The sequence below is a fragment of the Massilia glaciei genome (assembly GCF_003011895.2).
In the GTDB taxonomy this organism is placed as follows: Bacteria; Pseudomonadota; Gammaproteobacteria; order Burkholderiales; family Burkholderiaceae_D; genus Telluria_A; species Telluria_A glaciei.
Genome location: NZ_PXWF02000308.1, coordinates 1 through 337, shown reverse-complemented (window position 1 = coordinate 337; position 337 = coordinate 1). Strand labels below are relative to the sequence as shown.

Below are 337 nucleotides of genomic sequence, written 5' to 3'. Positions count from 1 at the left end.
GCCGCTCATCGAAAACGGCCTCCCGCAAATGCCGCCGTCACGGCTCGGGACGAGCCCCGGCTTTGTCACCGATAACTTCAACGCGCTGCGCCTGATCAACCCGGTCGAATTGCGCATCGGCGCGACCTTTGGCGGCGACACCGCGAATCGGCTTCACCGCAGCCTGTCGGAGATTTCACAGTTGATCCGTTCGATGCCGGCCAAATACCTGCGCTGGCCGGGCAAGGACCTTCCGATCTTCGAGGTCGAAACGAAACGCCGCGCCGCCACGCCCGTACGCCTGACGATTGACGAACACTTCCTGTGGAGTTTCGGCGAGCTGCGCGTGCCGCCCGAT

The 337-nt window shown here is 63.8% G+C and carries 1 protein-coding gene; it reads left to right on the top strand.

The features are described 5' to 3' along the window. Positions 1–7: 7 nt before the first annotated feature. On the top strand, positions 8–337 hold a 330-nt coding region (locus C7C56_RS23945), incomplete at its 3' end, for a DUF8808 domain-containing protein (RefSeq protein WP_502506582.1).